The sequence below is a fragment of the Halomarina oriensis genome (assembly GCF_009791395.1).
In the GTDB taxonomy this organism is placed as follows: Archaea; Halobacteriota; Halobacteria; order Halobacteriales; family Haloarculaceae; genus Halomarina; species Halomarina oriensis.
Window position 1 is genome coordinate 55,848 of sequence record NZ_WSZK01000011.1, and the last position, 21,186, is coordinate 77,033.

At 67.9% G+C, this 21,186-nt stretch carries 16 protein-coding genes and 1 pseudogene; 10 read left to right on the forward strand and 7 right to left on the reverse strand.

Annotation, left to right across the window (positions count from 1 at the left end; translation table 11 throughout):
* Positions 1 to 93: 93 nt before the first annotated feature.
* On the forward strand, positions 94 to 1,590 hold the full coding sequence (locus GQS65_RS04935; protein WP_158203564.1) for a hypothetical protein: 1,497 nt from the start codon (positions 94 to 96) through the stop codon (positions 1,588 to 1,590).
* Positions 1,591 to 1,699: 109 nt separating this feature from the next.
* Complete coding sequence (locus GQS65_RS04940) at positions 1,700 to 3,652, forward strand: heparinase II/III domain-containing protein (RefSeq protein WP_158203565.1); 1,953 nt, start codon at positions 1,700 to 1,702, stop codon at positions 3,650 to 3,652.
* Between the two features lie 40 nt (positions 3,653 to 3,692).
* Here the strand turns inward: GQS65_RS04940 and GQS65_RS04945 are convergent, their stop codons facing one another.
* Positions 3,693 to 4,445 carry a polysaccharide deacetylase family protein gene (locus GQS65_RS04945; RefSeq protein WP_158203566.1) on the reverse strand — a complete coding sequence of 251 codons (753 nt, stop codon included), beginning with the start codon at positions 4,443 to 4,445 and terminating at the stop codon, positions 3,693 to 3,695.
* 91 nt (positions 4,446 to 4,536) lie between these two features.
* Between GQS65_RS04945 and GQS65_RS04950 the strand changes: the two genes are divergently transcribed.
* The gene (locus GQS65_RS04950) at positions 4,537 to 4,929 is read left to right on the forward strand and encodes a hypothetical protein (RefSeq protein WP_158203567.1); all 393 of its coding nucleotides are present in this window, start codon (positions 4,537 to 4,539) and stop codon (positions 4,927 to 4,929) included.
* On the opposite strand, the gene GQS65_RS04955 is transcribed toward GQS65_RS04950, so the two are convergent.
* Positions 4,907 to 6,931 (reverse strand): heparinase II/III domain-containing protein, encoded by a 2,025-nt coding sequence (locus tag GQS65_RS04955; protein ID WP_158203568.1) that lies wholly within the window; start codon positions 6,929 to 6,931, stop codon positions 4,907 to 4,909. The two genes, GQS65_RS04950 and GQS65_RS04955, sit on opposite strands and share 23 nt — an antisense overlap.
* 630 nt (positions 6,932 to 7,561) lie before the next feature.
* Here GQS65_RS04955 and GQS65_RS04960 point away from each other — a divergent pair.
* Complete coding sequence (locus GQS65_RS04960) at positions 7,562 to 7,882, forward strand: hypothetical protein (RefSeq protein ID WP_158203569.1); 321 nt, start codon at positions 7,562 to 7,564, stop codon at positions 7,880 to 7,882.
* A 121-nt stretch (positions 7,883 to 8,003) separates the two neighbouring features.
* Here GQS65_RS04960 and GQS65_RS04965 read toward each other — a convergent pair whose 3' ends face one another.
* Positions 8,004 to 8,795 (reverse strand): helix-turn-helix transcriptional regulator, encoded by a 792-nt coding sequence (locus GQS65_RS04965; RefSeq protein WP_158203570.1) that lies wholly within the window; start codon positions 8,793 to 8,795, stop codon positions 8,004 to 8,006.
* A gap of 222 nt (positions 8,796 to 9,017) precedes the next feature.
* On the opposite strand from GQS65_RS04965, the gene GQS65_RS04970 reads away from it, so the two are divergent.
* Entirely contained in the window at positions 9,018 to 11,006 is a 1,989-nt protein-coding gene (locus GQS65_RS04970; RefSeq protein WP_158203571.1) for a hypothetical protein, read from the forward strand.
* Positions 11,007 to 11,075: 69 nt separating this feature from the next.
* On the opposite strand, the gene ilvA is transcribed toward GQS65_RS04970, so the two are convergent.
* Both ilvA and GQS65_RS04980 read right to left on the reverse strand, forming a co-directional pair.
* Positions 11,076 to 12,317, reverse strand: coding sequence for a threonine ammonia-lyase (gene ilvA, locus GQS65_RS04975; protein WP_158203572.1), 1,242 nt, complete (start codon positions 12,315 to 12,317; stop codon positions 11,076 to 11,078).
* Entirely contained in the window at positions 12,314 to 13,843 is a 1,530-nt protein-coding gene (locus GQS65_RS04980) for a sulfatase family protein (protein WP_158203573.1), read from the reverse strand. The genes ilvA and GQS65_RS04980 overlap by 4 nt, the downstream gene beginning before the upstream one ends.
* 131 nt (positions 13,844 to 13,974) lie before the next feature.
* On the opposite strand from GQS65_RS04980, the gene GQS65_RS04985 reads away from it, so the two are divergent.
* The 3 genes from GQS65_RS04985 to GQS65_RS04995 all read left to right on the forward strand — a co-directional run bounded on the left by GQS65_RS04985 (position 13,975) and on the right by GQS65_RS04995 (position 16,187).
* Positions 13,975 to 14,712, forward strand: coding sequence for a sugar phosphate isomerase/epimerase family protein (locus GQS65_RS04985; protein ID WP_233265045.1), 738 nt, complete (start codon positions 13,975 to 13,977; stop codon positions 14,710 to 14,712).
* A gap of 158 nt (positions 14,713 to 14,870) precedes the next feature.
* Positions 14,871 to 15,104 carry a hypothetical protein gene (locus tag GQS65_RS04990; RefSeq protein ID WP_158203575.1) on the forward strand — a complete coding sequence of 78 codons (234 nt, stop codon included), beginning with the start codon at positions 14,871 to 14,873 and terminating at the stop codon, positions 15,102 to 15,104.
* An 84-nt stretch (positions 15,105 to 15,188) separates the two neighbouring features.
* Positions 15,189 to 16,187: a hydroxyacid dehydrogenase gene (locus GQS65_RS04995; protein WP_158203576.1), complete on the forward strand. Its 999-nt coding sequence runs from the start codon at positions 15,189 to 15,191 to the stop codon at positions 16,185 to 16,187.
* Positions 16,188 to 16,289: 102 nt separating this feature from the next.
* Here GQS65_RS04995 and GQS65_RS05000 read toward each other — a convergent pair whose 3' ends face one another.
* Complete coding sequence (locus tag GQS65_RS05000; protein ID WP_158203577.1) at positions 16,290 to 16,523, reverse strand: hypothetical protein; 234 nt, start codon at positions 16,521 to 16,523, stop codon at positions 16,290 to 16,292.
* A 237-nt stretch (positions 16,524 to 16,760) separates the two neighbouring features.
* Here GQS65_RS05000 and GQS65_RS22110 point away from each other — a divergent pair.
* A pseudogene (locus tag GQS65_RS22110) lies at positions 16,761 to 18,844 on the forward strand (ABC transporter ATP-binding protein); the annotation flags it as partial.
* Between the two features lie 432 nt (positions 18,845 to 19,276).
* Here the strand turns inward: GQS65_RS22110 and GQS65_RS05015 are convergent.
* Positions 19,277 to 20,218, reverse strand: a complete 942-nt coding sequence (locus GQS65_RS05015) for a Gfo/Idh/MocA family protein (protein ID WP_158203580.1) — start codon at positions 20,216 to 20,218, stop codon at positions 19,277 to 19,279.
* 88 nt (positions 20,219 to 20,306) lie between these two features.
* Between GQS65_RS05015 and GQS65_RS05020 the strand changes: the two genes are divergently transcribed.
* Positions 20,307 to 21,098: an SDR family oxidoreductase gene (locus GQS65_RS05020; protein WP_158203581.1), complete on the forward strand. Its 792-nt coding sequence runs from the start codon at positions 20,307 to 20,309 to the stop codon at positions 21,096 to 21,098.
* The last annotated feature ends 88 nt before the right edge of the window (positions 21,099 to 21,186 follow it).

Consider the following 21,186-nt stretch of genomic DNA (forward strand, 5'->3'; position numbering starts at 1 on the left):
CGTTGGGAGAGCGACGGGTCTGTCGGCCCTGTCAGTGGGACCGTCGGAGCCGTGCGACGTGACCGCCTTCAACCCCGGAGACGAGCGAACACGATGACACGAGACGACCGACACGTGGCGCGTGGCACAGAGCGAGAATCGAACGACACCGACGACGAACGGTCGCCGATGCCCGTCGACCGCCGATCGTATCTCCGGCTGGCGGGGGCGGCGGTCGCTGGGGCCGGACTGCTGACCGCTCCCGACGTCGCGGCGGCAGCGACCGAGTATCACGGCTTCACCTTCTCGACGACGGTCGATATGGTCGAGGACGCAGGCTGTGACCCGACCGGCGGCACCGACTGCAGCACCATCATCGAGGACGCGGCGGCCGACGACACCCTCCTGGTCTTCCCGGAAGGAGAGTACCGTATCGCGAACCCGGTGGTGCTCGACGGATACACGACCGTCGGCGTCCGCGGCGAGGGCGAGGCGACGTTCGCGTGGGACAGCGGGTTCGACCGGAACAAGTCGTTCGCCGTCGAGGCCACCGACGAGTTCTACTATGAGGGTATCGACTGGGACATCACCGCCAAGAACTGCGCGCCGGGGCTGTACTTCGAGGTCGACTCGCGGGCCCACGTCGAGGACCTCGAAGTGGTCGGTCGGGGCGACGGGACGGCGAACGCGCTCAACCCGTTCGTCAGGGACCCCGACGGGACGGCCGTCATCCGGAACTTCGTCGCCAAGCAGGGGTCGGACTGGGACGAGACCGGGCGGGTCGGCGCGCTCGTCTTCCGGGAGTCCGAGAACGTCCCGCGGAACGTTGGGACGATTCGCTTCGAGGACTGCCACATGGAGGAGTTCGAGAACAACGGCATCTACGCCGCCGCCTCCGGCGGCCCCATCCAGGTCGTCGGCGGGACCTACCGCAACAACAATCGCGCCTCGCTCCGGTTCTCGGGGCCCGAGTCGTTCGTCGAGGACGCGGTCGTCGAGGCCGACCTCTCGACGGTCGATCCCGACTCGAACGCCACGACGACGGACAACCCGGTGAACCTTCGACCTATCTGGTGGCAGAACTCCTTCGGGCGCAACGGCGGCGAGATTCGGGACACGGAGGTCGTCGTCGCCGAGGGGACGAACTCCGCGGGTGGTGTTGTCTTCCGCCGCCAGTCGGGGGCGTGTACCGTCAGGGACACCAGCATCGAGATCCGGGCGGACGAGACGCCCGCCGTCCTGGGTCAGCGCCCCGACCGGGACGTGTTCGACCCACCGTTCGGCATCACGCTCGACGACGTCCGAATCACTCACACGGGCGACGCCGGGGGGTTCACGCTCGTCGAGACGGTCGGGTTCTTCGTCAACCGTGATGGGACCGAGATCACCGACTCCTGTCTCCACGCGACCGAGTCGGGCATGAACGGGCTCACCTACCGTGATTCGACGGACTGCTCGATAACGGACACGACCATCGACGTCCCTGGCGAGCAGGTCGTCGAGGAGGACGCCCCCGTCACGACGACCGACGTCAATGATGACGGCCCCTGTCCGGGCGGTCGCGGCGGGAAGTCCGGCGAACGGCCCGGAAAGGGGCCTGGAGGGAACTGACGCCGCCGGCCGGTCCGCGGTCGCGTTGGCCCCCTGTTGCTGGGCGCGCCCGACCGGGCCGTCACCGTCCGGCGGCGCATTGATATGGCTCGTCGACGAGCGAGCGCGTATGAATCGCAACCGTCCGACGGGCGACTGGGACGTCGGGGCGCTCTCGACGGTGGCCGGCACGGGACCGCGCTGCTCGCTCCCCTCGTACGACGACCAGCAGGCGTGGGATCGACTCTGCGGGTCGGCCGCCCTCGCCCCGCTGGTCGAGCGTGTGGTCGACCGAGCGGACGCCGTCCGGTCGTCGGAGGCCCTCAGAACGACGACGGCGAGCCAGTACCTCGACTACGATCGGACCGGCGACCTCAACGCCTACCACAGCACCTACGCTGCACAGCGAACGGCACTGTCGGCGCTCGCGGTCGCCGAGTGTCTCGACCGCGAGGGACGATACCTCGACGCCGTCCTCGACCACGCGTGGACGGTCTGTGAGGCGACGACGTGGGTCCTCCCCGCCCACCGCTCCGAGGGGAGTCTGTGCGAGGGACTGCCCGCCGTCGACGCCGCGCCCACGGTCGATCTGAACGCGGCGACGACGGCGCTTCTCCTCGCCGAACTCGACGACCTCCTCGGCGACCGGCTCCACCCCGCGCTGCGCGGGCGTATCCGCGCCGAGGTCGAGCGGCGTGTCCTCATGCCCTACGAGACCGAGAACCACTGGTGGACCGACGCCGAGAACAACTGGAATGCGGTCTGCACCGCCGGCTGCGTCGGCGCGGCGATTCACCTCCTCGACGACGAGGAGCGAGTCGCTCGGTTCGTTGCGCGGGCCGCCGACAGCACCGAACGGTACCTCGCGGGGTTCGGCGCGGACGGTTGCACCCAGGAGGGGATGGGCTACTGGAACTTCGGCGTCGGCCACTTCGTCGTCCTCGCAGACCTCGTCGAGTCGTGGACGGGCGGCGAGCGCTCGCTGGTCTCCGCGCCGATCACCCGAGAGATCGCGGCGTACCCGCGGCGCGTCGAGTTGAGTCCCGGACGATACGTCCCGTTCTCGGACGCCGCCGAGACCGACGGGCTACTCCCGTACGCGGCCTGTTGGCTCGGTCGACGGTTCGACCGGCCCGCGCTGGCCGCCCGCGGCCGCTACGAACTGGCGACCGCACCGGCGCTCGCGGCGCTCCATCGGCTGCGTCGCAACCTGTTCTGGCCGCTCGACGCGCCGAGAGCACCCGTCGCCGCCCCGCCCGAACGAACGTACTTCGCGGACAATCAGTGGTGGCTCGTCCGCGACGATGCGGAAGCCCATGACACGTTCGTCGTGGCGGCGAAAGGCGGGCATAACGGCGAGTCACACAACCACCTCGACTGCGGCAGCTTCGTCACGCACGTCCGCGGCGAATCGCTCCTCACCGACCTCGGGAAACCCGTCTACGACGCGGGCTACTTCGGCGAGGAGCGCTACGAGTACCTCACGACGCAGTCGCTGGGCCACTCCGTGCCCCACGTCAACGGCCACGAACAGGCCGTCGGCCGCGAGCACGCCGCGCGGATGCTCAACCGAACCGAATCGGCCGAGCGCGAGACGTTCGCCCTCGACCTCACCACCTGTTACCCCGACGCGGCGGGTATCGGCGAGCTCCACCGTCGGTTTATGTTCGACCGCGGAGCGCCGATGGGTCGACTCCGTGTGACCGATACGGTCTGGTTCGCCCCCGACGCCGGTCGCGAGTTCGTCTCCGTCCTCGTCTCGTACTGCCCTTTGAGCGTCGAGGACGGGACGCTGTGGGTCGACGGCGAGCGTGCTACACTTCGCGTCGACGCCGGACCGGGCGACGTCGGCGTCGCGGTCGAACGTCTGCCGGCGGCCCTCGACCGCGACCGCTGGCGGATGAACGACGACGGCGGGGAGACCGGGGCGAGCGACGTCTGGCGCGCACGGCTCAGTCCCGACCCGGACGCGACCGTCGACGTGGACGGCGAGGGTGGTGAGGGCACGCGCCGTCTCCGTCTCGACGTGACCCCCTCGACCGCCTGGGAACGGTTCGGGGGCGCGTGGAACACTACCGGATGACGAGTGCGATCGATCCATCCGGGTTCGGGCGACGGGTCGGCTACGGCCCTAACCCATCGAGCAGTCGTCGACAGCCGCCCGCGTTGGAGAGCACGCTCAGCGTGACGCCGTCGACTCGGGGCAGCAGGTGCGGGTCGGAGTCGGTCGAGAGGGGGTCGGCGGGACCGACGGCCGGGTGCCCCGGCGGCCCGGCGACTGCCGTCTCGTGGGAGTCGCGCACGACCGTGAGGCTTCGTTCGTCGAACCGATAGAACGGGTAGGCGAAGTGGTCGGGGGCGACACCGAACCGGCGTTCGAACGTCGTCCGTGCGCCGACGATCTCGTCGACGAGCGTTCCGTGGTCGTCGACCCGGTCGAGATACGGATGCGAGCGGGTGTGGTTGCCGACCGTGACGAGGTCGTGGTCGAACAGGTCCCGCAGTTGTGTCTCGGTCAGGTGGTTCGAGGAACCGATCGCGTCGGTGTGGACGTACACCGTCGCCGGGACGTCGAACCGTTCGAGCAGCGGGACGACACGCGTGGCGAACGACTCGTAGCCGTCGTCGAACGTGAGCGCCAGTCGCCCGCCACCGCCGCCGGTCTCGACGGCGGTCGTCAGGTCGACGATCCGGTAGCCACGGTCGAGCCACGCTTCGATGTCGAGCGCGAGGCGGTGTTCGGAGATGGTCCGCCCGTAGCTGTCGCCGTGGTCGGTGCCGACTGAGTGGTAGAACAGAACGGCTCCGTGTCCGGGTTCTCGTCTCCGGTCGTGCCCATCGCCGGTCGCGTGCGGTCGCTCGTCGTGCCGGTCCATGCGGTATCGTGCGTCGCGGGAACGGTATATCTGCGCCTCACACCAGAGCCCGACGCCGATAGTTAAGACGGACCACCGAGTAGTGCCGGCCATGAACCGACGTGCGACGCGCATCGAGGATGAGGTCGTCGTGGTCGAAACGGGCGACGGCTGGCTCCGGGTCGGTACCGTCGGGGACGTGGTCGCGCTCGCCGGCGGGGAGACGTACGAACTCCAGTACGACGATGCCGACCTGTACGACTGGCTCGACACTGACGAGGCGGGCGTCCTCCGGTTCGACGTGCTGGAGACCGTCGCGTCGCTGACCCATCCCCCCGAGTTCGTCGAAACGGTGGGCGATACGCCGCTCGACGAGACGAACGCCGACGGCTACCCGAAGCGGACCGCCGTGTTCATGGACGTGCTCACGACGGCGTGGGACGGCAAGGGAGCCGTCGAGGACGAGGGCCGGGGCCAGGGGGTCAGTCGAGCGGACCGGGGGTGACGACGATCCCGACCGACGACCGGTCGCCGGTCGGCGGTTCGACGCGCGCCCGCCAGACGTCGCGAGCGGTCGCGTCACCCTCCGCGTTCGTCGGGACGGGAACCGCCTCGGGAAGGCGCTCGACGTCGACGCTCGCCCCCTGCGGGTCAGTCGTCACCGCGACCCTCCCCTGACTGTGCTCGCCTATCGTCAGCCCCTCATCGGTCCGCTCCATCGGATGGTACGAGACGAACACCGACTGCCACGACCGATCACCGGTGCTCCCGTCGTCGAAGGTTGCGTCGTCGACGACACGGACACCCCCGGCGGCGCGGTCGAGCGCGACGGTCCGCCGGAGCGCGTCGAGCCCGGCCGCCTCGGGGTAGCACGCCGTCAGGTCGAACGTGACGTACTCGCGGTCGGGGGCCGTGTCGGACCCGTTCTCGCCGCCCGAGTCGCCGGTGTCGCCGGTGTCGCCGCTCGAAGTCCCACCGTTCCGGCTGCCGCCGCGTTTGAGGACGCGGGCGGCGTGCTCGCGGCCGACGGCCTGCTCGTGGCCGTTGACGTATGGGACCGAGTGGCCCAGCGACCGCGCGGTCAGGTAGTCGTAGCGCTCCTCGCCGAAGTAGCCCGCGTCGTAGGCGGGGGCGCCCAGATCGGCGAGCAGCGACTCGCCTCGACAGTGGACGACGAAACTCCCACAGTCGTTGTGGTTGTGCGGCTCGCCGTTGTGGCCACCTTTCGCCGCCACGACCAGCCCCTCCGGGTGCGTCGGGTCGGCCCGCGCGACCCACCACACGTGGCCGGGGAAGAACGTCGCGTGGGGCGGCGTCCCCTCCTTCCGGGGCGTCCCGTCGGCGCGGTCGCCGGCCCGTCGGGCCCAGGCGAGCGTCCGCCAGCACTCCGAGAGCGTCTCGGTCCCGCCCCGAAACGGCGTGTTCCGGTCGGCGGCCGCCACCCCTCTCGCCACGAGTCCCTGCCGGTCGAAGGCGAGCCCGGCGTAGCAGGCGGCCTCGGGTGCGAGGCCCTCACGTTCGGGCGTATCGGAGAAGGGGACGAAACGGCCGGGGCTCAGTTCGACGCGGCGCGGGAACCGGGCGGCTTCTCGGACCACTGGCGGGGAGCGCAGTGACAGCGCGCCGTCGGTCCGCGCGTCGAGGTGCTGGTCGAGGTAGAGGTAGTGGCCGAACCCGAAGTTCCAGTACGCGATCCCCTCCGGGGTACAGCCGTCGGGATCGAAGTTCGCGAGGTAGTGTTCGAGACTGTGCACGGCCCTCGTCACGATACGTGCGAGGCGGTCGACGTCCGTCTCGAACCGGAGGGCGGCGACGGCGATGCTCGCGTTACAGACCGCGTTCCAGTTGCCCGTCGGCGGTCGCCCCCAGTGCTCGTCGACGGTCGCCTCGAACGGCGTCAGCACGCGCCGGTCGACCTCCTCGTGCATCCGTTCGCGCAGGGTGGGATGGAGCCGCTTGCCGAGCAGTCGGTCGAGGTCGGACAGTAGCAGGGCCGTTCGAGCCGAAAACAGCGCGACCCGGTGGTCCTCGCCGGCGGCGGGACGGGGAAGCCCGTCGTGACGCTCGTCGGCGGGCAGGTGTGCGGGGAGCAGCCACGTCGTCCACTCACAGAGCCGCCACGCGTCGTCTAGAACGAGGTCGAGATACCGGTCGTCGCGGTCGAAACACGCCGCCAACGCGAACGTCGAGAGCCGCCGCTGGAACGCGTAGTACGGCAACTGGTAGGCCTTGCGGTCGCCGGTTCGCCCGTAGACGAGGAACTCCGACGCCGTCGGGTTCGGCGGGGGGTCGTCGCGGGCTCTCGCCGCGTGCTCCCGGATGGCGGCGACGAGCGACCGCGTCGGTGGGTCGTGGGCCAGTGTCGCCCACGTCGACTCGTCCTCGTAGGTCGGCAGGGGGCAGCCGACTCCGCCGGTCGGTGCGTCCAGCGCCCTCGCCACTTCGTCGACCGTCCACTCAGCAGGCGGGTACTCGTGATCGTAGTCCCGTATTACGTCGGGAGGCATGGTAGCCTGTCACGGCCGCCGGAGAAAAGCGTGTCCGTCGGAGCGGTCCGAGTTGGAGAGGGTCGACCGGCAACTCGATTATAAACGAGCGGAGGCGTTGTTAGCCGAACCGAGTCGCCCGACGTGGGCCGGGTCGAGCGAGTGGTACCCGTGTCGTGCGCCCGGTCCGGTACGGTGGCACCGAGAGACTGGACGCATCGAGCGACGCGGGTGGCTCTGTGTCGGCGGCGTCACGAACGGTAACACCGAGACGTACAGCCACGTGGGCGAGCCCGACAGCATCGATTATCCAGGCGATCCAGCGTTCGTCGGGACATTAGGCTGTCCCGACGACTATGATCGGCTTACAGTACGACACCCCCGGTCGAGCGTCGTGAGCTACCTCGGCGGTTCGTTCGGGACGCTTCGCGTGGCGTCGATGACCGTAATCGTCGGGCGACCGGGTTTCTGAACACGCTCGGCGACCAGGATTTCCTCAGGGCCGGCAACACGGACGACTTCGAATTCGACAGAATCGTCCCGTGGCAGACGGCGATTGAGACCGGGAAGGGTGTCGCAATCGATTCGGCCCCGATAGATGTCGGCGAGTTCACCACGGAGTTCACGCTCCACACTGACACGGAGCGTGGCATGGTAGAAGTACGCGTACTTCCCGAGATCGGTCGGAACTTCGCGGTCCTCGACCCGTTCGACGAGAACGGCAACGAGGCGTCGGTCTTCGAGACCGACGACGGCATGGTCAAGCGCCCAGTCGTTTCCGACGTAACCTGTTCGACGGTGCCGTTGGAACGAACGGCTCGTCCTGCAGGACACAGAAGACGTGTGTTGACGGTGGACGCTGTAACACTGGGATTACTGGACACCAAATCCGGCACTGTCGGGGCGGGGACTGCACACGTAATCCAGGTTCGCCTGCTGTCTCGGGCCGAGCTGTTTCGACTCCCCGTGTAACTGTTGAGTACGTCATCTCCCCTGGTTCATCCACGCGAGTGAGCGACGTTCAGGTATGGAGTTCGATGGGAGAGACCGCGACGCTCACCTCACGTGCGGCTATCCGTGAAACGCCGACCCGTCAGCGAACGGTGGCTGCCGTCGCGAGCGCCGTCGCCGGCTCCCGATACTGCCGGTACTGCTCGCGTCCCCATTCGACGCTTCGTTCCGTCGTGTTCTCGATGAGCCCGCAGCAGCCGTGACTCGTGTGGACGACGAGGACGACTCGTTGTTCGTCGGTGTCACAGTCGCAGACGGCGAGTCCAAACGGGAGCGTCCGGTCGGTCTCGCGAACGTCGAGACGCCCGGTATGGAGCATCTCGCCGAACTGCTCGGCGTAGTTTGAGGCGAGCCGTTCGAGGACGTCCGGAGAGAGAACGAGTTCAGCCGTCATCGTGCCGTCGGTAAGCCGTTCGTGGAACACGTCGACATACTGCTGGACGACGACGGGCGTGAACCCGACGACGTGGCTGGCCTCACGAACCAGTCCGACGAACCGGCGGAACGGCCGGTCGGGGGCCGAGGGGTCGGGGGTGACGACTGCCGCGTCACGGAACGGGGCCGAGTCGTCAACCGTCCCGGCAGGAAGTTCGTCCAACAGTTCGATGGTTGCTCGGGTGTCGTCGACCGTCGACCGATATCGCTCGTACGCTTGTCGTGTGAGTTCGCCGAACGTCGTCAGGTGGTATCCGTCGGCCGAGCGCTTGACGAGCCGCGCAGATAGGAGATCGCGGATGGCGTAGTCGACGGTCGAGCGTGGCATCTCCAACTCCGACACGATTCGCGGTTTCTCTGCGGACGTGTCGCTCAGGTAGTCGAGTAGCGATGCCCGGCAGGAGACCGTCGTGAGTACCTCGTCCGTCGAACAGGGCATATCTGTAACAATCCCGAACGAGATTTAAAATTTTTTACTGAATGGAATGAATTTATCGAACGGCAGCACTCGTGATAAACGAGCGAAACGTTGATACGCACTCACCGTTCGTCCGGCGACTCACGAGGGGGTTGAGTGAATGGCAATGCGACTGTCCGACTCAACGACGGGTGTCGAGTGCTCCGACCCGTGTTGCGGGCCGGGGACGACGCCCGACGAACCATGACACGAGACGACACAGACGACGGACGACACGAGGCCACGACCGCCGAGCGCACGGACACCAACGGGACCACGGGATCGAGCGGGATGAGCCGCCGTGAGTCGCTGAAGCTCGGTGGTGCCGCGCTCGCCGCGACGACCGGTCTCGGAGCGTTCTCCAAGGGTGCCGACGCGCAGTCGTCGTACACCACGCGGACGCTCGATGCGGGCGAGACGGTCACCATCGACCTCGCCGACGAGCCGAACAACACGTACGAGAACGTCCTCGTCGACGCGAGCGCCGACGGTGCGGAGTTCAGTATCCAGGCCATCGGCTCGAACTGGACCGTTCGGAACGTCGGTATCCTCGGGCCGCTGCCGAGCGGGGTCAACCACGTCATCCGAATGAACGTCACCGACCCCGGTGGGGTCGGGACCGTCGAGAACGTCTACATCGAGGACGTGACGAACAATTTCATGTTCTGTCAGGCCCAGCACGAGGGGCACATCGACATCACGAACTCGACGTTTATCAACAACAGCCGCGACGAAGAGGACACCCTGTACGGCAGTCCGCCGGGGAATCCGGACGCCGACTGGGGGAAGGACACGGGCCAAGGCGGCACCATCCACGTCGAGGGCTGTTACTGCGAGCGTATCGCCGGCTACGGCTGGCGGATGGGGAGCGACGGGTCGGTGGTCGAGAACTGCACGCTCGTCGATATGGAACGGGTCGCGCTGGCGAACCTCTACGGCCGGACGGTCTACTTCCGCGACGTCGACGTGGTGAACGCGAGCCTCGGCCTTCGACTGGGCGACCACGTCAACGGCGACGACACGCCAGGGTTGACCAAGGCACCCCGGACGGTCGTCGAGAACGTCCGTATCGACGCCGCCACCGATGTCAGCTTCAACGACCACAACGGCAACGAACCCGAACTCGTCGGCTCCATCGAGGGCAATCCCGATCCGACCCCGCCAGCGGGCGCACCGATGAGTGCGGAAGAGGCCGCTAGCGGTTCGAGTGGCGGCGGTGGTGGCGGGTCGACGACCGGCCCCGACGACCGTATCGTGTTCTCGGGGAGCGGCACGCAGAACTACTCCTTCGCGACGAGCGGCAGCGTCGACCCGGCCGCCAGCATCGAGTCGAGTGACGACGCCGGCGACTCATCGGCCAGCGGTATCGTCGGCAACGACTACACCGACGAGTGGACGTTCGATGGCGACCTCACCGACCTCTCGATGGACCTCGGTGACGGTCGGATCACGGCGACGCTCGACCGCTCGGCCGGCGAAGTGACGCTCCAGGCGGGCAGCAACACGGACTACATCCGCTACACCATCGCGGTCACGGGTGACATCGAGGGCGTGAGTGGCATCGACGGCGGCGACAATATCAACGACGCGGGTGATTCCGTGTCGGGTGGGCTCGCCGACGGGGCGACCGAAACCTACAGCTACACCGGTGAACTCCTCACAGTCGACCTCGACGAGGGCGGGGCGACCGTCGACGTCACTCACCACCATGTGCTCAGCATCGAGGACGTGAGCGACGGGGCGACCGCCAGCTACGACCTCTCCGTGACGGGCACACTGGAGAAATCCGACGCGATGGGCGCAACCATCGACGACAACGACACCATCTCGGGAGGCTCGGCGTCGGGCCGGGTCAACGGCGGCACCGACAGCTACCAGTTCAGCGGCGAACTCACCGCCTTCTCGGTCGACAACGCAGTGAGGACGTACGTCGACGGCGAGGAGGTCGTCACCGGCTCGCTTGGTGGCAACGTCGCCGACGTGACCGGGACCGCCGACGCACAGGAGTATGGCTTCACCGTCGTCGGCGGGGCGGGAGCGTACGACGGCATCGCCGGCAGCGACACGGTCGCCGGCCGCGACGTCAGCGGTACAGTGTGGGACGGGTCGACCGACAGCTACGACTACCGCGTCGGCGTGTTCGTCGCCGGCTTCGACGACGGCGGTACCGAGGTCTCCTACCGACGGGTCTGACGACCTCGTCGGTCGAAGCGCGAACGAACGTGGTCGAGAACCGCCGACGGGACCGGATGGCTCACACCGTCAGTTGATCCGTTCGATTCGGTAGCCACACTCCTCGACGGCTGCGGCGATGTCGGCCGCTTGGGACGCGCCGCTGGTCTCGACGAGGAAGACGAGGAACGCCTCCCCGACGTCGAGCGCGTCGTCGGACCGGTGGTGGTGGACGGTGCGGATGTTCGCGCCACGGTCGGCGATAACCCCCGACAGTTCGTGCATCCTTCCCGGCTCGTCGTCGATGCGCACGCGGAGTCGGATGTTCTGACTGCGCGCCGTGAGTTCGTGGGTGAGGATGGTCCGGAGCATCGTCATATCGAGGTTCCCGCCCGAGAGAACGGGGACGACCGTCTCGCCGGAGACGTCGAGCGCCTCCGAGAGCACCGCGGCGGCCGTCGCCGCGCCAGCCCCTTCGACGAGCTGTTTCGCCCGTTCGAGCAACAGGAGGATGCCGTGAGCGATTTCGGCGTCGCTCACCGTCACCACCTCGTCGACGTGTTCGCGGATGAGCCCCAGGGTGAGTTCCGAGACGTTTCCGGTCGCGATACCGTCGGCGATGGTGTCGACGTCCTCGCGATCGCAGGGGTGACCCTTGTCGAGACTCGTCGGAACCGTCGCGGCGTCGTCGGCTTGGACGCCGATGACCCGAATCGACGGGTCGGCGTGTTTCAACGCGAGCGCAGTCCCGCCGACGAGTCCACCCCCGCCAATGGGCAGGACGACGGTGTCGACCTTCGGAACGTCGTCGAGGAGGTCGAACGCGAGCGTCCCCTGCCCGGCGACGATGTCGGGGTCGTCGTACGCGGGGACGAACGCGGTCCGGTCGCCATCGGCGAGCGTGCGGGCGTGGGCAACGGCTCCCTGAAAGTCGGTGCCTTCGAGGACGACCGCCGCGCCGTAGCCCTCCGTCGCCTCGACCTTCGCCTGCGGCGCGGTGCGGGGCATGACGATGGTCGCATCGAGGCCGAGCGTCGTCGCCGCCAGCGCGACCCCTTGAGCGTGGTTGCCGGCACTGGCAGCGACGACCGTGTCCGCGGCATCTGCCTCGACAAGTCGCGAGAGCTTGTTGTACGCCCCTCGGGTCTTGAACGAACCGGTACGCTGGAGATGTTCGAACTTCAGGTACACCTCGGCGTCGGCACGGCGGCCGAGCGACCGACTGTAGTCGACGGGTGTCGACTGAACGATGTCGGTACTCGCGAGACGCTCGCGAGCTGCCTCGATGTCGTCGATCGTTACGCGTCGGTGGCCAGGGTCGTCGGCTGTCATGGGTCGGGTCGGTGGACGTCGCGCTCCACGCGGTCGGCCAGCGCCGGGTGGCCCTGCTCTCGGAGGTGGGCGGCATAGGCGGCGGCACGACCGCGAACGTGGAACGGTTCGCCTTCTGCCAACAGTTCCCACAGCGGGTCAATTACGTCTTTCGGTGACTGCGTCTCGTCGCGCCCGGTCGCGCGCTGTGCGTGGTGCTCGGTCCAGCGCTGGAGGCGAGCCAACCCCGCCTCGACCACCTCGGGACGCTCGTCGCTCAGGTCGGTCGTCTCGTGTGGGTCCGCCGCGAGGTCGAACAGCATCGTCCCGTCGAGCGCCTCCTTGTAGCCGTCATGGTACGTGCGGAGCAGGAGCCAGTCGTTCCAGCGCACCCCGCGCTGGGCGGCCCACGCACCCTGTGTCAGAACGAGGAAGTCGCGGCCCGTGCCCGCCTCGCTTTCCGTCTCCTCTCCGTCACCCGTGGCTTCCCGACCGGTCAGCGAATCGGCGAACGACGCTCCGTTCCAGCCGTCGGGCACGTCGCCGCCGACCAACTCGGTCACGGTCGGTGCGAGGTCGACGTGGTAGCGCAGACCGTCGTCGACGCCCTGCTCGACACCGGGGCCGCGTAGGATTAGCGGCAGGCGACAGGTGTGCTCGTCGGCGGTCTGGTGGTCGCCGTAGACGTTCAGTTCGCCGAGGTTCTCGCCGTGGTCGGCGGAGACGACGACGAGCGTCTCCTCGTAGACGCCCGCGTCCTCCAGCACGTCGAGCAACTCCCCGAGGTGGTCGTCCATGTACCGGACGCCGACGTCGTAGCCGTCGACCCACCGCTCGGCGTCGGCGAGCGTCTCGATCTCGTCGGGCATCCGCGGGACGTCGTGCGTCCCGCCCCAGTCGTGGCCCACGCCGTGGGGGTCCAGCGCGTTGTGCGGGCCGTACTGCTCGCGCTGGTCGGCGAGTCGCTCCTCGGTCAGCCACTCTAGCGACGCGTCGGTCGTGAACGGCGCGTCGTACGACTTCGGCACGTTGTACGGCGCGTGGGGGTCCCAGAAGTTGACGTGACAGAACCAATCGTCCTCGGCCGCGTGAGTCGAGAGCCACTCCTCGGCGACGGCGGCGACCTCGCTCCCCAGTTCGTGCCCGTTCTTCCCGGTGTTGTAGTACTCGTCGACACCCTCCAGTACGTGCCACGCGTCGTGACGGTGTGGAAACGGGCTAATGGAGACGGTGTGGAGCCCCGCCTCCCCGAGTGCGGACGGCCACGAGACGAGGTCGTCAGGGTATCGGAAGCCGCGCCGTTGGCCGGTTCGACGGCGGTCGGCGACCCGCCCGCCGTGGTTGTCGACCCCGGTGTGATAGCCCAATCGACCGCCGAACAGCGCGGTTCGCGACGGAAGACACGGTACGTCGGAGGCGTAGTAGTTCGTGAACCGGTGTCCCTCGCTCGCCAGTCGGTCGACGGTCGGCGAGGTGTCGCGGTCGTAGCCGTAACAGCCGAGATGATCCGGACGGAGCGAGTCGACGTCGACGTACAGGACGCGCATGTCGAATCGCTCGTGAGACGGAGGAATAGTCCTTCGGTCGGGCCGTCGGTCCAACGGGCCGACTGTTCGTCCTTCGGTGTCTCGTCAACTGGGATATCTTTAGGTGAGTGCGCACGCAGTGTGTGGCACGGATGGTCCGAACGGGATTCCAACTCACGACCCTTCGTGGTATCGACGAGTCACTCCTCCGGAAACTCGACCGGGTCGCCGCGACCACGTTCGACGGCGTCGAGTTCGCCGGTCTCGAAGGAATTCCTCCGGACCGAATCGCCGAGCGACTCGATACGCTCGGGCTATGCGCCATCGGCGCGCACGTCGAGGTCGACGACATCGAAGAGGCGACCGACGAGGTCATCGAGACGTACGCCCACCTCGGCTGTGACCGCCTCGTCGTGCGCACAGCCGACGGCGTCGGAGTGGCGACCGACGATGCGGTCGACCGCACCGCCGGACGGCTCTCGGCGCTCGGCGGCCGCGTCGCGGCCGCCGACATGGGCCTGCTGTATCACACCGGCTCGGCGGAGTTCGCCAGTCCGGCCGCGTTCGACCGGTTCGTCGACGCGCTCGACCCGGCCGTCGGACTGGAGATCGACACCGGCCAAGCACAGCATGCGGGGGCCGATCCCGTCGCGCTGCTCCGACGGTACGCCGGCCGGACGCCGCTCGTCCACCTGACGGACAGCCGGTCGAACTCCGACCGGACGCCCCACGTCGAACTGGGTGGCGGTGAAGTGGACCTGGCGGCGTGCATCGCGACCGCCCGCGCGACCGGCGTCGAGTGGCTCATCTACGAACACGGTCGCACCGCGGACCCCATCGCCTCGCTCGACCACAGCGACGCCGCGCTGTCCGCACTCATCGGTGCCTGACCCCACACTCGACCAAGGTCACCTCGCCCCTCGTGGTTCTCATCCGACCGTCGACGGGACAGTTCGCCTGTGCCCTCGTCGCTGGTGGGCGTCGCCGGTGGCTCGGCGCGCGGTCCCCGCCACCGAAGGTTTACGAAGCCGACCCCACTTGTAGTCGTATGCGAAACGCGTTCTGGGAGAAACTCGGCGGTCTCGTGCCACTGTTCGCCGTACTGTTCGCGATGAACGTCGTCCTCCTCGTGCTGCTGCTCATCTCGGTGCCGTTTCAGACGCGACCGGCCGCTCGGACGGTGAGCATCATCGCGTTCGGTGTCCTCTCCGTCTCGCTCGTCGGCACGTTCGTCGTCATTCGGAAGTCGCGAGCCTACGAACGCCGCGAGCCGTCGAAGTAACTCGCCCTTGGACGCGCCGGCGAGTCGACGCTCGTCCGCTCGGGCACCCAACACTTATCACCGGTCCCCGACCCCCGTCGAGCGATGGAAACTCTCGTCACGCTCCCCGACTCGCTTCGCCGTCGACTCCTCTCGCCGGACGTCGAGCGTCGCCTCGAAGCGCTCGGGACGGTCACGTGGAACGGTAGCGACGAGCAGTTCAGGCCGGCCGACCTCCGCGAGGCGCTCGCCGGGGTCGACGTCTGCGTGACCGGGTGGGGAACCCCGCGGCTCACCGAGGCGGTCATCGCCGACGCCGATGCGCTCGAACTGATGGCGCACGTCGGCGGGAGCGTCGGCGCGCTCGCCTCACACGCGCTCTACGACCGCGACGTGACGGTCTGTAGCGCCATCGGGACGATGGCCCCGTTCGTCGCCGAGGGCGTGCTGGCACACCTGCTAGCCACGCTTCGGGACCTGCCGGCGTTCGACCGGGACCTTCGAGCCGGGGAGTGGCCGAAAGTCCCCGACCGATCCGACTCGTTGTTCGGACGAACGGTCGGGTTCGTCGGGCTCGGTGCCGTCGGCGGGGAGCTGCTCGACCTGCTCGCACCGTTCGACGTCGAGGTGCTCGTCTACGACCCGTACGTCGGGACCGATCGACTGTCGAACCACTCGAACGCCCGCATCGCGGCCCTCGACGAGACGCTTCGTTCGGCGGACGCAGTGAGCGTCCACGCCGCGAAGACGCCCGAGACCGTCGGGCTGCTCGACGCCGAGCGGTTGGCACTGCTTCGCGACGGTACGGTGCTGGTCAACGCTGCCCGGGGGGCCGTCGTCGACGAGGACGCGCTCGTCGCGGAGCTCGAGTCCGGTCGGATCCGCGCCGCACTCGACGTGTTCGAGCGCGAGCCGCTGCCAGCGGACAGCCCGCTTCGCTCGCTGGATGCCGTCTCACTCACGCCCCACGTCGCGGGTGCGCCCGCTGAACGGCACCTCGCAGGGACGGTCGTCGCGGAGGTGGAACGGTTCGCGGCGGGCGACCCGCTCCGACACACGATCTCACGCGAGCGCTTCGAGACGATGACCGACGACTCGCTGTGAGCCTTCCCGATGGGAACGACCCGTCACTTGACAGGGGTGCTGCGGGAACCGAGGGGAGAACGGGGGCGGCGACGCGACGTCGCCGGACAGCTGGGTCGAGGGCTATTCGAGGAAGACGAGCAGCTTGAGGACGAGCGCCGCGAGTATCCCGATGACGATGAAGAAGATCGCCGTCGCGGCCGCGATTCCCGCCGAGGTAGCGAACCCGAGGACGCTGAGCAGGACACCAAGGAGCAGGATTCCGACCCCCAACCCCAGCAACAGGAGGACGGCCATCGGAACCTGGAGCCGTCTGCTGAGTCGCTGCTGGTCGACCCGTTGTCGGTGGGTTGCCATACCACTCACGTCTGAGTCCAGTGTGAAAACCGTTTCGCCGCTCCGTCGCCACGCCACTGATCGACCGATCCGCCGTCGACGATGTCGGACCGGGTCCGACCCAAAGCTATACGGTCGTGTGCGACCCTTTCTCACCAGACTCGACATGCGACGTGTTATCAGTCAGTGCTGTCGTTCGAACGGCGCAGCGACCACGGTCTCGTCACGGAGTCGTTCTGACCGGCTCGGGAGGAAGCCATGGCGGTAGACGATAGTTCGACGGACCCGGACGGGGGGTCCGAGTCCGAGTCGAGCGCATCCGGCCCGTCGCGCTCGCCGAGCGACTCCGTCTCAGCGGTGGCCCGCTCGGTCGCCGACCCCATCCTCGAGATTCGCGACACGACAGTGGCGTTCAACATGGACCGTGGCGAGTCGCGGGTCCTTGACGACGTCACGCTCGACATCGAGCGCAAGGAGATCATCGGTATCGTCGGGGAGAGCGGGTCTGGAAAGTCGATGTTCGCCTCCGCACTGTTGGACGCCGTCGTCGAACCGGGTGTACTCACCGGCGACATCACCTACCATCCGACGCCCGACGAGTCGATCGACCTGCTGAACCTCTCGAAGCGCGAGCTTCGGGACCTCCGGTGGGAGGAGATCTCGATGGTGTTCCAGGGGGCGATGAGTTCGTGGAACCCGACGATGACTATCCGTGGGCACTTCGAGGAGACGCTCGACGCCCACGACGCCGACTACGTGGCTGGGATGGAGCGTGCCCACGAACTGCTATCGGACCTGTATCTCGACCCCGAGCGCGTCCTCTCGTCGTACCCACACGAACTCTCTGGGGGAATGAAACAGCGTGCACTCATCGCGCTGTCGATGGTCCTCGAACCGCGCGTGCTCGTGATGGACGAACCGACCGCGGCGCTCGACCTGCTGATGCAGCGGTCCATTCTGAAGCTGCTGAAGGAGGTCCAGTCGAAATACGAGATCACGATGGTGTTCATCACCCACGACCTCCCGCTGGTCGCCGAACTCGCCGACAGACTGGCCGTGATGTACGCGTTCCAGTTCGCGGAGGTCGGGCCAACGGAGACCATCCTCCGGGACGCGGCTCATCCGTACACCCGGTCGTTGCTCAACGCGACACCGAACCTCGACGCGGACGTCGACGAGATGAAACCGATTCCAGGGTCGAGTCCGGACCCGGTCAATGCCCCGGTGGGCTGTTCGTACCATCCCCGCTGTCCGCTGGCGACCGAGCAGTGTGTCGAGCAGGACCCGCCGTTTTTCGACGCCGGCCCGAACCACCAGACTGCCTGCTTTCACTGGGAGGAGGCCGCCGAGGAGATCCCGTTCAGTCTCCCCGAACAGACCGACCGTGAGGCGTCCCGATGAGCGGCTCCGACGAGGCCGTCCTCTCATTGGAGGACGTCGAGGTTCATTTCGAGAGCAACGGCGGCGGGCTGTTCGGGCTGTTCAGCGAGGCGGAGACGGTCCGGGCTGTCGACGGCGTCTCGCTCGACATCTCCTCGAACCAGGTCGTCGCGCTCGTCGGCGAATCGGGCTGTGGGAAGACCACGCTCGGGAAGACCGCCATCGGCCTCCAGGAGCCGACCGGCGGGTCGGTGAAGTACCGCGGCCAGGACATCCGGGAGGCCAGAGAGGGGCGCGGGGATGTGACGATTCCATACGACGAGATCCGCCGTGCCCTCCAGATCATCCACCAGGACCCCGGCTCGTCGCTGAACCCGAACACCAAGGTGATGGCCGTCCTCGAAACGCCGTTGAAGCGCTGGCAGACGGACCTCTCGCGTGAGGATCGTCGGGCACGTATTCTCGGCATGCTCGAACGCGTCGGTATGTCGCCGCCCCAGGACTACGCGGGACGGTACCCCCACCAGCTGAGCGGCGGCGAGAAACAGCGCGTCGCGCTCGTTCGAGCTCTCCTGATGAACCCGGACGTCATCCTCGCCGACGAGGCCATCAGCGCACTGGACGTCTCACTGCGCATCGAGATGATGGACCTCTTCCTCGAACTGCAAGACGAGTTCGGAACCTCGTTTCTCGCCATCTCACACGACCTCTCGAACGCCAACTACCTCGCCGAGAAGGCCGACGGGCTCATCGGGGTGATGTATCTCGGTAAGCTCGTTGAGATCGGCCCCGCCAAGCGCATCATCCACGACCCGAAACACCCGTATACGAAGGCGTTACGCTGGGCGACCCCCGACCTGCATCCCGAGGAGGCGGCGACCGAGATGCCGATGCGGAAGATCGACATTCCGGACCCGAAGAACCCGCCGTCGGGTTGTCGGTTCCACACCCGCTGTCCCGAGGTCATCGCTCCCGACGATGTCGACATCGCACAGGAGACGTTCATCGAGGTGATGACCTACCGTGAACAGCTCGCCGATGGGGAGATCGACCCAGAGGAGGTGTGGGCAGAGGTCGACCCCGAGGCGGGAACCGAGGCGTTCGTCGCCCACCTGTTCGACGCCCTGTTTGAGACGTCGCTGTCGGGAGCGAACCGAGCGACGGTCCGCGAGTCGTTCGAGGCGCTCGCCGAGGAGGACCACGACCACGCCCGCGCGGTGTTGCGCGAGCGCTTCGAGAGCGTCTGCGAAACGACTATTCCCGAACCGCGGGAGACAGCCGACGACCACCCGGTCGCCTGCCATCTATACGACGAGGGCGCGGCGTTCGACGCGCCGGACCGAACGGCGGGCGACGCGGCCGCGGACGACTGAATCCGATTCTTCGACTTGCCTTCATTCCCGGCGGTCGTCAAGTGTCTCGGCGACCGCCATCGCGTGCCGGCCATCCGCGAGCGTCGGTGAAAACGCTCGCTCGCCGCGAACGGCGGCGAGGAACGCCCGTGTCTCAGCGAGCGCGCCCGACCGGACGAACGTGGGGAGCCGGGTCGCCGGCTCCCACGACGCGACGGGTTCGCCGCCGTCACGGATTCGGAGTCGGTCGTTCAGCGTGTCCGCCCGAACGGCGTACCTCGGCCCGACGAACTCGTAGGTCTCCACGTCGCACCCGGCGTCCGGGGCGAGGACGAACGAGGCCGTTCCACCGGCTTCGAACGCGGCGGTGCCGGCGCACGGCGACCCCGCGGTGTGGTCGGGAGACGTCGTCCGTGACATCGTCTCGACCCGGCCCATCACGGAGCTGACGGCGTCGACGGCGTGGATGCCGGTGTGGGTGAGGAACTCGGAGTCCGGTCGGTCGTGGCGGTAAAGTCGAGCGACCGCGTGCTGCGGCGGTCGATGCCCAGCGTTCTCCTCAATCCACTCGCGTGCGCGACGGACCGCCGGGTGGAATCGACGGTTGAACGACATCATGTGCGCCACGTCGTGCCGCTCGGCCGCGTCGCGGAGTCGAGTCGCTTCCTCGACGGTCTCCCCCGGTGGTTTCTCGACCAGTAGCGGGAGGCCTCGTGGGAGAAGGTCGGCGACGAGGGACGTCGTGACGGCTGGCGGGGTGACGACGACGAGCGCGTCGAGTGCCGTTCCGGCGAGCAGGTCGTCGATGTCGTCGGTCGACGAGGCGAAGCCGTACTCGGCGGCGTATCGGCGGGCCGCCTCTCGGTCGCGGTCACAGACCGCGACGAGGTCGGCCCCGCTCGGTTCGCTAGCGAGCCGTTGCAGTGCGGGGCCGTGGTGTCGACGGGAGTGTGCGCCCGCGCCGACGACGGCGACTCGAAGCATACCGACACGCTCGGCGGCAGGGAGCATCGGCGTTTCGGCCGCCCCGTCGGTAACACATTTATTGATGGCCGACGCAGCTATCGACGCAATGGACCTCGAACTTGAGGGCAACGTGGCCCTCGTGACGGCATCGAGCAGCGGCATCGGCAAAGGGGCGGCGACGGCGCTCGCGCGCGACGGCTGCAACGTCGTCATCAACGGTCGAGACGAAGCGAAACTGGAGGCGGCCGCCGAAGAGATCCGGGCGACGACCGACGCCGAGGTCGTTGCCCTCGCCGGTGACCTCGCCGAGGAGGGCGTCCCCCAGGCGCTGGTTGAGGAGACCGTCGACCGGTTCGGCCGACTGGACCACCTCGTGACCAACGCGGGGGGACCGCCACACGGCTGGTTTCGCGACACCGACGACGAGGACTGGTACCACGCCTTCGACCTGCTCGTGATGAGCACGGTTCGGCTGGTCCGGGCGGCCGACGACCACCTTCGGGCGGACGGCGGGGGCTCCATCGTCAACGTCACCTCTATCACGGTCAAGGAGGCGCTCGACTCCCTGGTCCTCTCGAACGCCGTTCGGATGGCGGTCGTCGGTCTCGAGAAGACCCTCTCGAAGGAGTTCGCCCCCGATGTTCGGGTCAACGCCGTCCTCCCCGGCACTATCGAGACCGAGCGCGTCACCGAGGCCATCGAACACGGTATCGCGGAGGGGACGTTCGAGAGCTACGAGGAGGGTGTCGCCGAGCGCGTCGAGGAGACGCCGCTGAACCGGATGGGCGACCCTATCGAGCTCGGTGAACTCGTCGCGTACCTCTCGTCGCCCCGGGCGTCGTACGTCAACGGGGCCTCGGTCGTCGTCGACGGCGGGGCCTCCGCGTCGAACCTCTGAACCGGTCGGGTCGTTGACGTCACCGACGGCCGAACGCGCCCGAATGACGAGACGCTCCCGCCCTCGGCTCCTCGCGCGCAGTCAGCAC

Excerpts from the sequence above, each read along its gene's own strand:
- GQS65_RS04935 (WP_158203564.1), top strand. The coding sequence starts at position 94 with ATGACACGAGACGACCGACACGTGGCGCGTGGCACAGAGCGAGAATCG.
- GQS65_RS04940 (WP_158203565.1), top strand. The coding sequence starts at position 1,700 with ATGAATCGCAACCGTCCGACGGGCGACTGGGACGTCGGGGCGCTCTCG.
- GQS65_RS04945 (WP_158203566.1), bottom strand. The coding sequence starts at position 4,445 with ATGGACCGGCACGACGAGCGACCGCACGCGACCGGCGATGGGCACGAC.
- GQS65_RS04950 (WP_158203567.1), top strand. The coding sequence starts at position 4,537 with ATGAACCGACGTGCGACGCGCATCGAGGATGAGGTCGTCGTGGTCGAA.
- GQS65_RS04955 (WP_158203568.1), bottom strand. The coding sequence starts at position 6,931 with ATGCCTCCCGACGTAATACGGGACTACGATCACGAGTACCCGCCTGCT.
- GQS65_RS04960 (WP_158203569.1), top strand. The coding sequence starts at position 7,562 with ATGGTAGAAGTACGCGTACTTCCCGAGATCGGTCGGAACTTCGCGGTC.
- GQS65_RS04965 (WP_158203570.1), bottom strand. The coding sequence starts at position 8,795 with ATGCCCTGTTCGACGGACGAGGTACTCACGACGGTCTCCTGCCGGGCA.
- GQS65_RS04970 (WP_158203571.1), top strand. The coding sequence starts at position 9,018 with ATGACACGAGACGACACAGACGACGGACGACACGAGGCCACGACCGCC.
- ilvA (WP_158203572.1), bottom strand. The coding sequence starts at position 12,317 with ATGACAGCCGACGACCCTGGCCACCGACGCGTAACGATCGACGACATC.
- GQS65_RS04980 (WP_158203573.1), bottom strand. The coding sequence starts at position 13,843 with ATGCGCGTCCTGTACGTCGACGTCGACTCGCTCCGTCCGGATCATCTC.
- GQS65_RS04985 (WP_233265045.1), top strand. The coding sequence starts at position 13,975 with ATGGTCCGAACGGGATTCCAACTCACGACCCTTCGTGGTATCGACGAG.
- GQS65_RS04990 (WP_158203575.1), top strand. The coding sequence starts at position 14,871 with ATGCGAAACGCGTTCTGGGAGAAACTCGGCGGTCTCGTGCCACTGTTC.
- GQS65_RS04995 (WP_158203576.1), top strand. The coding sequence starts at position 15,189 with ATGGAAACTCTCGTCACGCTCCCCGACTCGCTTCGCCGTCGACTCCTC.
- GQS65_RS05000 (WP_158203577.1), bottom strand. The coding sequence starts at position 16,523 with ATGGCAACCCACCGACAACGGGTCGACCAGCAGCGACTCAGCAGACGG.
- GQS65_RS05015 (WP_158203580.1), bottom strand. The coding sequence starts at position 20,218 with ATGCTTCGAGTCGCCGTCGTCGGCGCGGGCGCACACTCCCGTCGACAC.
- GQS65_RS05020 (WP_158203581.1), top strand. The coding sequence starts at position 20,307 with ATGGACCTCGAACTTGAGGGCAACGTGGCCCTCGTGACGGCATCGAGC.